Source organism: Verrucomicrobiota bacterium (assembly GCA_016871495.1).
Lineage (GTDB): Bacteria > Verrucomicrobiota > Verrucomicrobiia > Limisphaerales > VHDF01 > VHDF01.
The window spans coordinates 1-8,689 of record VHDF01000133.1; the positions used below are offsets into that span (position 1 = coordinate 1).

The following is an 8,689-nucleotide window of genomic DNA, read 5'->3' on the forward strand; positions in this document are numbered from 1 at the left end:
TGTGACCGAGGAGCAACAACGCCAGAACTGCCCAAGCGGCGCAACCCTTCGGGCGGCGAGTCTTTCGGCCGTGGGCTTCGTTGCTCCTCAGTCACGTATCTCTGCGGATAGGCTCCTTCGTCGCGCCTCGCCCACGGCCAAAATCCTTCGCCGCAAAGGCCCACCCAGTTCATGAAGAGCACACTAGCCTGGAAACGGCAGTAGATCCGCATCGATCTCTCGCGGTGCATCCCGATGTTGCCGGTGATGCAGGTAGGGCGCGTCCGTCCCGGCGCGCCGCCGGAGCATGATGTTTTGCATCCCGTGGGCGGCGGGCTGGGACAGGCCCGCCCTACCAACAACATCGGGATGCACGGGATCTCTCGCAGGGTCTGGGCGGCAAAGGCCTTTCTCAAGTTTCGATGGCTCTTCCTGCGGATGCCCCTCAACTTTCGACCGGCTATTGAGGCTCGAGCTGTTTCGCATCTCAACTCTGCTCAATCGCCGTTTCCAGGTTCAACGCAAGCCAACTTCTCCGGAGGTTGCCGGAGTCGTTGGATGAGTTGCGCTTCCTTCGGGGTGAGTCTTGAATGGGCCGCCAAGCCCGGGCGGACCTGGTGGTGACGGTGGATGCGCGGTCCGAGGGTGTGGTGGCGGTCCGCCGCTGTTCCCCTTCCTCCGCGGTTGATTCACAAAAGCGTTCCTTCGTGGAACGCTTGGCGGTTCGCGAGCCGCAGGATGTTGTCCGTGGTTACCCGCGCAATCTCGGTGAGCGCCTCGTCTGTGAGGAAAGCCTGATGCGACGTGATAAGGACATTCGGGAAGGACAGCAGCAAGTTGAGTTCATCGTCCTGTAGCAGCGCGCCCGAGTGATCCTCGAAAAAAATGCCTTCCTCTTCCTCGTAGGCGTCCAGCGCGACGCCGCCCAAGTGGCCGGACTTGAGATGATGAATGAGGGCGGTGGTGTCGATGAGTTTGCCTCGGCTTGTGTTGACGATGTAGGTGCCCGGCTTGAGGCGGGCCAGCGTGCGGTCGTTGAGCAGATGGTGGGTGTCCGATGTGAGCGGCAAATGGAGTGAAAGAATGTCGCTCCGGGCCAGGACCATGTCGAAGTCCGCGTAAACGACACCTCGTTCCTTGGCCCAATCGAGTGAAGGGAACGGGTCATAGGCGATGACCTTGGTGTCGAAGCCGCGGAAGATCTGCGCGGCGATGCGCCCGATCTTGCCAGTCCCGATCACGCCGACGGTCTTGCCGCACAGATCGGATCCGACCAGGCCGTGGAGTGAGAAGTTGTGTTCGCGCACGCGGTTGTAGGCGCGGTGAATCTTGCGATTGAGGGTGAGCAACAGCGCGACGGTGTGCTCGGCCACCGCGTGCGGCGAGTACGCCGGCACACGCACCACCGGCAGTCCCAGGGCTTTGGCGGCGGGAAGATCGATATTGTTGAACCCGGCGCAGCGCAACGCGATAAGTTTCACCTCGGCGCGGTGAAGCTGTTCCAGGCAGTCGCGGTCGAGACGGTCGTTGACGAAGACACAAACGGCTTGCGCGCCCTTCGCGCTGCCGGCGGTCTCGTTGGTCAGGCGGAATTCATGAAACACCCGGCGCAACTGCTCCGCGCCGGCCGCCCGGTCAAAGTAAACACGGTCGTAGGGTTTGGTGTCGTAGAAGGCGAACGTCATCATGGGATCGACAGATTCAGTCAGTTCATGGGTTGCGGGGCAACCTTGAGTTTGCCTGCGACACGCGCGCGCTCCTAGCTGCTATCCGCGTCCGGCCAGCAGGTGACGACCTCGGTTTCGGTTGGGTGCCAGGGGCTTTCGTCACGAGTTTCCAAGGTCGTTGCATCCCATTATCGCCAAGACGTTGGCTGCCGGGGGATGGATGCCGAGAACTGCCGATCACTGTGGCGGACCGGAGAGTTTGCGCTGCCAGCGGGCGACTCGCTGGCGGACTTCACGAGGGCCAGGTGCTCCCGGAAGTTCCTTCCGAGTCATGGAACGATCGAGATCGAACAAGTCCAGGGTGGCCGCGTCGAAGTGAGGAGAAACCGATTGGAGCTGGTCAAGGGCCAGACGATTCAGAGGGACGCCTTTCTTCTCTGCCAAGGCCACCAAATCGCCTACCAGGTGATGGGCTTGGCGGAACGGGACATTCTTGCGCACCAGGGCATCGGCGAGATCGGTGGCTAGCAATTGTGGGTCCGAGGCTGCCCGCCGGCAGGACTCGGGGATAAAGCAAGTATTCCGCAACATGCCCGCCATCAGGCTGGTCGTGGACCGCACGGTGTCGGCGCTGTCAAACAGGGATTCCTTGTCCTCTTGCAGGTCGCGATTGTAGGTCATCGGCAATCCTTTCAACACGGTGAGCAGGGAGACCAGATTGCCGATGACTCGGCCCGATTTGCCCCTCGCCAGCTCAGCCACGTCGGGGTTTTTCTTTTGCGGCATCAGCGATGAGCCGGTGGTGTAGGCATCGTTGATGCGGATAAAGTGGAATTCCGATGAGGCCCAAAGAATCAAATCCTCCGCCAGCCGGCTGAGATGAACCGCGAGCAGGGCGGCCGCGGCGCAGAACTCCACGACGAAATCGCGATCGCTCACGGCGTCCATTGAGTTGGCGGTCAAGCGCGCATTTCCCCGGTCATCGACAAACCCGAGTTCGCGAGCCACGAACGCTCGATCGATGGGCAGAGTGGTGCCGGCGAGGGCGCCACTGCCGAGAGGACATTCGTTGGCTCTGAATCGGGCGTCGCGGAAACGGCCGCGATCCCGCTCCAGCATTTCGACGTAGGCGAGCAGATGGTGCGCGGCATAAACGGGCTGTCCGCGTTGCAGATGGGTATAACCCGGAAGAATGACTTCCGGTTGGCGCGCGCACCAATCGACAATCGACTGTTGCAACCGCCGCAAATCCTCCTGCAATGCGTCGATCTCGTCGCGAACCCACAGCCGCATGTCCAGGGCCACCTGGTCATTGCGCGACCGCGCGGTGTGGAGTTTGGCCCCCGCCGGAGCTCTCCGGGTGAGCTCGGATTCGATGTTCATGTGAACGTCTTCCAGTTCGGGTTTCCAAGCCAGGAGGCCGGATTCGATGTCCGCCGCGATGGACTTGAGGGCTTTTTGGATGGACCCGAGTTCGGAGGCGGTGAGAAAGCCGGCGTTCCGCAACATGCGGGCGTGAACGAGAGAGCCGCGGATATCCTGACGCCAAAGCCGCCTGTCGAACGAGATGGATTGAGAAAAGGCGGCGACTTCGGCCGCGGGTCCGGAAGTAAATCGTCCGGAGCGGGACACGGGTGCGGTGGTTTTCATGAAAATCCGAACAAGACTTGCCCGCGCAGGGCGGCAGGATCATGGAAGAGTCGCGGGTTCGAGTCCATGCCCGATTCGCGCGCGCGAGGATTGCGCCAGGGATGGTCCGTGTGATTCAATTGCGACTCGAGTTCGCTCTTGCTGTGAAACGACCACAGACACTCCGGCGGTGCCAGGCACTGCTTGCCGTCTGCGGGCTGATGGCCCTGACCTCGCCCTGCCTTGGCGCGCCAATGGCCCCATCCCATTGGGCGTTTGTCGCTCCCGCTCGCGTCGAGCCGCCGGCCGTTCGTGACACGTCCTGGAGCCGAAACCCCATCGACCCTTTTATTCTCGCGTCGATGGAGGCCAGCGGACTCGCTCCTGCAACGGCGGCGACGAGGGAACAACTCATCCGCCGCGCCACGTTTGGCCTTCTCGGGCTGCCGCCAACTGCGGAGGAAAGGGACGCGTTCGTCCACGACCGTTCGTCCGGCGCTTACGAGCGGTTGATCGACCGCCTGCTGGCCTCGCCGCACTATGGCGAGCGTTGGGCGCGCCACTGGCTCGATCTTGTCCGCTACGCGGAGACTGACGGCTTCGAGCACGACGCCCTGCGGCCGCACGCCTGGCGTTTTCGCGATTACGTGATCAAATCTTTCAACGAGGACAAGCCCTACGACCGCTTTGTCCGCGAGCAGATTGCAGGAGACGAAATGTGGCCGCACGAACCGGACGCGGTCACGGCCACGGCTTTCCATCTGCTGGGCCCCGACATGGTGGATTCCGCGGACCCCGTGCAGCGCCGCCTCAACACGCTCAATGACGCGACGGATACGACGGCGTCGGTGTTCCTCGGGCTGACCTTTGGCTGTGCGCGATGTCACCACCACAAGTTTGAGCCGTTGACGCAGCAGGATTACTTCGCCATGCAGGCTTTTTTCGCGCCGGCCGTTTTTCAGCGTGAGATGCCGATTCCCACCGCATTCGAGCAGGCGGCTCATGACCGCGGGATGGAACGGTATCGAACTGGGGCTGCGGCGACGCAGAAGTCGCTCCATGAGCTCGAAGCGGCGTATCGCGATAAGCTCCACGCGGAGCGACTCGCACGCCTGTCGCCGGACGCTCGACTTGCGCACCAAACACCGAAGGAAAAGCGCACGACGGAGCAGGAAGGCACCGTCGCGGAAACGGCACCGATGATGAGGTTCACCGATTCCGAGCTGGCCCGGTCGATGTCTGTCGAGGATCAGGCCCGGCGAACACGGCTACTGGAAGCGCTGAAGAAAGTCCCGAAACCGCTGCCTCTGCCGATGACGATGGCCCTGCAAAACAAGAGCGGGCCGCCGCCCAGGACGTTCGTGCTGGCTCGAGGTGACTTCAATCATCCGGAGGAGGAAATGAGGCCGGGTTTTCCAGCCGTGCTCGCTGGGCGCGGACTTGAACCGGCGGCGCAGGCGGAATCTCAAGGATCCCGGATTCAGAGGCTCGCCGCGCACCAGCCGCGGACCGCGCTGGCCCACTGGATCGCATCCACGGAGAACCCGCTGACCGCCCGCGTGATGGTCAACCGCATCTGGCAGCATCATTTTGGCCGCGGCCTGGTCTCAACGCCGAGCGACTTCGGCACTCGTGGTGCAGTCCCAACCCATCCGGAGTTGCTCGACTGGCTGGCCCGCGAGTTCGTCGCGCGTGCCTGGAGCGTGAAGGCCATGCACAAGCTTATCCTGCTGTCCTCCACCTATCAGCAGTCGAGTCACGCCTCGTCTGAAACCCTCGCCCGCGATCCGGACAATAGGCTCTTCTCCCGCCAAAACCGTCGGCGTCTCGAAGGCGAAGCCGTGCGTGACAGCCTCCTCGCGATCAGTGGACGGCTCAACCGGCACAAGGGTGGACCGGGAGTTTCGCCCCCGATTCCCGCCGACCTCGCGAGATCCTCCAAGAGTTGGACGACCAGCACGGACCTCGCCCATCACACGCGCCGGAGCATCTACATCCTGGCGCGGCGCAATCTGCGCTTCCCTTTCCTGGAAGTCTTCGATGCCCCGGACAGCAATTTGAGCTGTCCTGAGCGCGGAAGCAGCACGACCGCGCCTCAAGCGCTGACTCTGCTCAACTCGGACGAGGCGATGGAGGCCGCGAGGGCGGCGGCGCGGCGGTTGTTGCACGAGGCTCCGACCGCGGAGACGCGTGTCGCGCTGGCATTCCGACTTGTGCTTGGACGGCGGCCCACAGCGCAGGAGCAGGGGATGGTGGGAGATTTCCTCAAGTCATCGAGTCGCCGAAGCTCGGAAGTTCCTGCTCCGAACAGCGAGATCCGCGCTGCGGACTCCGGAGTCACCGAGGCGGCCTGGGCCGAACTCTGCCGCGCGCTGTTTAACCTGAACGCCTTTGTTTATGTCGATTGACACCGGTTGGTCCTGCCTGGGCCCGAGCGGGACCGGTCCACGGCCTGCTTCACGCCGCGATTTTCTACGCCGTGCCGGCGGCGGCTTCGGCCTGCTCGCGCTGGCATCCCTGCTCGACCGCGATGGACTCCTGGCCGCGGACGCCACCGGGAGTCCCTCCTCCCCGAGAACCCAGCCGCTCGATTCGCGTTCGCCCCACTTCACGCCGCGCGCCCGCCGCGTGATTTTCCTCTTCATGTCCGGCGGTCCGAGCCACGTCGATTTGTTCGATCCAAAGCCCGAGTTGATTCGCCTCGCGGGCCAGCCGATTCCCGAATCGTTCGGCACCTTCAAGACGAGGCGCAACGTGGCCAGGAATCATCTGCTGCCGCCCCTGCGTCCGTTTCACGCGCACGGACAATCGGGCATGGAAGTCTCGGATTTTCTCCCGCATCTCGCGGAGCACGTCGATGACCTCTGCCTGCTGCGCGGTTGTCACGGCGACAGCGTGACGCATCCGGAGTCGGTCTATTTGATGAACACCGGCTCGATCCTCATGGGCCGCGGCAGCCTCGGCGCCTGGGCGTCCTACGGACTGGGGACTGAGAACCAGAACCTGCCGGCATTCGTGGTGCTGCCCGATCCCGGAGGCTGGCCAAAAGGCGGGGCACCCGCGTGGGGCCATGGTTTTTTGCCGGCGACGTGTCAAGGCACCCTTCTGCGTGGGGGCGATTCGCCCATGCTCGATCTCAACAGGCCGCCCGGTGTTTCTGCCGAACAGCAACGCGCGACGGTGGATTTTGTCAACGCCTTGAACCGCGAGCATCTGCGTTCCGGAGAATTCAATCCGGAGTTAGGCGCGCGCATTGCCGCTTACGAACTGGCCTTTCGCATGCAGAGCCATGCGCCGGAGGTTATAGACCTTGCGCGGGAGAGTCCGGCGACACGGCGGCTGTACGGTCTCGACCGTCAGGTGACGGCCGAGTTCGGCACGCGCTGTCTTCTCGCCCGGCGCCTCGTGGAAGCCGGCGTGCGTTTCGTGCAGGTGTATTGCGGGGATACCCACGGCTGGGATGGCCACTCTCGAATGGAGGAGAATCACTCGAGGCTTTGCGCGCAAAGCGACCTGCCGATTGCGGGACTGCTGAAGGATCTCAAGGCGCGCGGCCTGCTCGATTCGACCCTGGTCATTTGGGGGGGTGAATTCGGCCGGATGCCGATGAGCGAAGGCAGCGACGGTCGCGACCACAACCCGCATGGTTTCAGCATGTGGCTGGCGGGCGGCGGTGTGAAGGGCGGGCAAACCCTTGGTGCGACGGACGCGGTGGGTTTGCGGGCCGCGGAGGACAAGGCGCATGTTCATGACATTCACGCGACGATTCTGCACTTGCTCGGTTTTGACCACGAACGGCTGACCTTTCGTCACAACAGTCGTGACGAACGCTTGACCGATGTGGCCGGCAAGGTCATCGGCCGGGTTCTGGCCTGAAGTCGCCGCGCCAGGTAGGAAGGCACATGGTCTTCATCGACCGCGGTGCTTAAAGTCTCAAACATTGTGCAAGGAACTGTCGTGCCGTAATGGATGAGCGGCATGAAAACTTCACCCCGCGTCTCAATGCGGAAGTTCTCCGTCGTGTGACCCGCAGCAACAATCGGTGTGGCGACTTCGACGACCAACGGCGCCCGGCTCGGATTCTGGCATCCGAGAACCAGAATCTCTCTGCAAGAATCGTCTGCGCTCTGCTCTCTCCAAACCTCTGCGACCTTAGCGTCCTTTGCGTGAGAAACCTCATCTGCCTCGGCAAAGGTCGCAGAGTGCGCAGAGGAAGAACCGTGCCCAGCATGAACATCGCATGACGAGCTTTCCCGGTCCGTCCGCCGATCGCGAACGATCGAGTCGTCTTGGAGGTTGCACCACTCTGCCGACCCGATCGGAATGCCAAGAACTGGCCCAGCGTCCAGTTGGAACGTATCGCGGAACTGAACCGTCCGTGATGCGATGCCCTCGACGTTCTCTCTGCGCGAGGAAAAGCAAGAGGCCTCACACCCAGCCCGCGACGAAGCACATTGGAAACCAGCGTGATCTCGAACCGGCAAAGCGGAAGCACGATGGTCGAGATCCTCGAGAAATCCTGAATCGTTCGAGCTGAGTTGTTCCCGTGGATGGACGGCTCTCGCGGAGGCACAGCGACGCGGAGAAGAGGCATCAGAGGCCTGTCTCATTCACGGGGTCACCGGTTTAAGCATGCTTCCCCATCTCTGTGCCTTCGTGCCTACGTGAGAGCCCCTTCCGTTCAGTCTGACATCTCGAATTGGGAGTTGGGACAGGATGAACAAGATGAACAGGATTCGGACTCTTCCATCCTGTCTATCCTGATCATCCTGTCCAATCTGCTATCCGGCTCGATTCACTTCCGAAGAAAGATTCAGCGCCGCTCCAGACGCGATGAGAGAGCCTTTCCGAGATCGACAATGACACCCCTCCCGTGTGCGGCATGAGCACGATGAAACCGGCGCTGAAGACAAGACCAGCGGGCCGGAACGGCGGAGTGTCGTCCAAGACTGGGAAAAGAGCCCGTTTCGGGTTAAGAGCCTGTTTGGAAATTGGGCGAGGTCCTGCGGCGAGAGATTTTGGGGGCGGCCAAGGCGGCGAGGCCGGAGCATCCCCGCAGCGGGCTGTGAGGACCGAGCCAACGCGGGCCGCCGCCAAAAGATCCGCCGCCCGGAGGGTTTTCGCGGAAGAGGCCCGCTGGCTTCGTTCCTCGTCGGTCACAGGGCGCTGGCGGCCATGCTCCCTCCTCGCGTCTCGCCATCGGGCCTCTTCCGCGAAAACAGGACCCCGCCGAATTTCCAATCAGGCTCTAAAGGAAGGGCGGCTCGATGATCGAATGGAACAGAATACCGGATGCTGACATCGGGGGAACGTCATCGCATCGTAAGCGGTAAGCGGGGCGCATCTGTTCGGAGGGACTGGGGATGGGTTATGGTGAGGGCATGAAGAGCGATCCTGGTGGAGTTTCGGCGAGC

The 8,689-nt window shown here is 62.5% G+C and carries 5 protein-coding genes; 3 read left to right on the top strand and 2 right to left on the bottom strand.

Annotation, left to right across the window (positions count from 1 at the left end; all coding sequences use genetic code 11):
• Positions 1-234 precede the first annotated feature (234 nt).
• Positions 235-603 carry a hypothetical protein gene (locus FJ404_18560; protein MBM3824853.1) on the top strand — a complete coding sequence of 123 codons (369 nt, stop codon included), beginning with the start codon at positions 235-237 and terminating at the stop codon, positions 601-603.
• Positions 604-668: 65 nt separating this feature from the next.
• Here the strand turns inward: FJ404_18560 and FJ404_18565 are convergent, their stop codons facing one another.
• Both FJ404_18565 and argH read right to left on the bottom strand, forming a co-directional pair.
• Positions 669-1,664 carry a 2-hydroxyacid dehydrogenase gene (locus FJ404_18565; GenBank protein MBM3824854.1) on the bottom strand — a complete coding sequence of 332 codons (996 nt, stop codon included), beginning with the start codon at positions 1,662-1,664 and terminating at the stop codon, positions 669-671.
• Positions 1,665-1,883: 219 nt separating this feature from the next.
• The gene (argH, locus tag FJ404_18570; GenBank protein MBM3824855.1) at positions 1,884-3,296 is read right to left on the bottom strand and encodes an argininosuccinate lyase; all 1,413 of its coding nucleotides are present in this window, start codon (positions 3,294-3,296) and stop codon (positions 1,884-1,886) included.
• Positions 3,297-3,337: 41 nt separating this feature from the next.
• On the opposite strand from argH, the gene FJ404_18575 reads away from it, so the two are divergent.
• Both FJ404_18575 and FJ404_18580 read left to right on the top strand, forming a co-directional pair.
• Entirely contained in the window at positions 3,338-5,683 is a 2,346-nt protein-coding gene (locus FJ404_18575; GenBank protein MBM3824856.1) for a DUF1553 domain-containing protein, read from the top strand.
• The gene (locus tag FJ404_18580) at positions 5,673-7,151 is read left to right on the top strand and encodes a DUF1501 domain-containing protein (GenBank protein ID MBM3824857.1); all 1,479 of its coding nucleotides are present in this window, start codon (positions 5,673-5,675) and stop codon (positions 7,149-7,151) included. Before FJ404_18575 ends, FJ404_18580 begins: the two co-directional genes overlap by 11 nt.
• Positions 7,152-8,689 lie beyond the last annotated feature (1,538 nt).